This window comes from Streptomyces spongiae (assembly GCF_009377185.1).
GTDB lineage: Bacteria > Actinomycetota > Actinomycetes > Streptomycetales > Streptomycetaceae > Streptomyces > Streptomyces spongiae.
Genome location: NZ_VJZC01000986.1, coordinates 1 through 1,962 on the forward strand (window position 1 = coordinate 1; position 1,962 = coordinate 1,962).

Annotated in this window: 2 protein-coding genes; one reads left to right on the top strand and one right to left on the bottom strand. The window is 69.5% G+C overall.

All coding sequences use genetic code 11. The features are described 5' to 3' along the window. On the top strand, positions 1–195 hold a 195-nt coding region (locus FNH08_RS52870), incomplete at its 5' end, for a hypothetical protein (RefSeq protein WP_228034857.1). Positions 196–332: 137 nt separating this feature from the next. On the opposite strand, the gene FNH08_RS49430 is transcribed toward FNH08_RS52870, so the two are convergent. Beyond that, positions 333–1,961, bottom strand: coding sequence for an IS200/IS605 family accessory protein TnpB-related protein (locus FNH08_RS49430; protein ID WP_152778518.1), 1,629 nt, complete (start codon positions 1,959–1,961; stop codon positions 333–335). Between the last annotated feature and the right edge of the window lies 1 nt (position 1,962).

Below are 1,962 nucleotides of genomic sequence, written 5' to 3' on the forward strand. Positions count from 1 at the left end.
CCTGAAAGCCGCGGCCACTTCGCATGCCAGGGCGACATCCGCACGTCACAGTGCGCGATCACCCTCGACCTCAGAGTGACACACGGCACTGACAGTCGCCTCTCCGTGCGCCTGGCTTCGGACAAGTCGCGATCACGGACGGCATCCACGGCCCTCGTTACCTGCGCCATCACGGCCCTGGTGGCGGCCTACTGACGGTGCTGTTCCCGCCGAAGAAGCGGCCCGGCGAAGCCCCGGCCCGGCCCCCTACACCGGACGGCAGGACTCCGGATCTGGCTCCGCGCCAGACCCATGGCCGAGAATGAGCGACATGACCACGGCACGAACCGTTCCTAGAGACTGAGCGGGAGTGAGTCCTGTTGCCAGAATTCATGCTCAGCCGGGCGCCCCGAACGGTGTTGGGCGTCCTGGTTCTCCGCGTTCACTCCGCATCCGGCACGCACGGATCGTGTCCGTGGTCCAGGGATGCGGGGGCGGAGTTCCTCACGCCCCGGGGTGCCCGGTCGGGCCTGGACGGTCCGATGCCCCTGCTCATCACTCCGGTGAGCAGGGGGCGGTGCCGTCCGTCGCCGGATCGGGTGCCCCAGAGCGCGCCTGCCGATCGCCACGGCTGCCGCGTCGTGACGGGTAATCTTTTTGTTCTTGCTGGTGAGGGGCTTTTGCCAGTGTTGGCTGCCCCAGCGGCTGGTGTAAGCCGGGTCGACGGCGACGATGGAGATGCCGAGCTCGGCCGCCATCGACACCAGCCGGGACCGCAGCTTAGCTACGGGCATGCCGGAGATGAGGTTGCGGAACTTCTTGCGCCTGCCGTGCTTCTCCCGGGTCTTCTCCGCTTGGAAGTCGAGGTCTTCGATCGCAATCGCGAGGCAGTGGCGTTTGGCCCAGTGCAGCAGGCGGATCAGTGCGTGCCGTACCTGGGCGTCCCGGTGGGCGGCGGTGCCGGACAGGTCGTAGCCGAACCGGACAGGTTCACCGACGGGGTTACCGTGTGCATCCAGGCGCCAGGCTGCGAGATGGCCGGCGTTGGTGTCCACGCCGACCAGGCCGCCTGCGCGGGCCGCTGGCCAGGGCACGGTCTTGACCGGAGGAATCGTCCACGACGCGGTGAGGTACCAGCGGCCGCGTGTGGTGTCTTCGTGGATGCGGTAGGCGACGGCCCGGTTCATCTGGACGCGGTCGCGCCACTGCTCACCTCGGTGCGCGAACGCCACGTTCGCGGCGAGGACGTACCGGCCGTGCGGGGCATTCGCCAGATGCGCCAGCGTCGCCGGGAGCTTGATCGAGACTTCGCCGCCGGGGGTGACGCGGATCGTCTCGTTGCCAAACCGCTTGCTCGACTCGCCGTCGGCCTGGAGGAAGCGGCGCCCGGTCTCCCAACGTGTACGCCACTGCTCCTCGGTCAGCTGTGCGGTGTCCAGGTGGTGGCGGGTGTTCAGCAGCCGCTTCCCGCCCCGCACCACACGGACGACTCCGGCCTCCCAGTCCGCGCGCGCCGCCTGGAGCCGGTCGGTGAGCACGTGCAGACGGCGGGTCTTCGCATGCCACTCCTGCCTGCTGCGGTAGCCGCCCGGAGCCTGCTTGCTGCCCTTCTCCCCGACCGGCAAGGACAGTCGGTGCGCGATCGTGCGCACCCCCGCCTCCAGACCCTGGATGTGCGCGAGCTGCCCGCGCCGGGCCAGCCCCCACTGATCATGGGTGGCCCTCGTGATGCTGCCCGCCCACCGCGAGGAGCACTCGACACTCAGGGCGCGCTTGCGCTCGGCCCACGCGTCGGTGTCATGGTCCAGCCCGGCTGCGCACCGCGCCTTCAGATCCCGGGAGGCGGGCATGCCCAGATGGTCACCGACCAGACGCAAAACCTGCTGGTCCTCGGCAGTCAGGTGCTTAAGCCGGTCGCGGACCGCCACACCGGAAGGTCCCAGGGCGACGAACGGCGCGGCCATCTCCCGCAGCCCACCCATC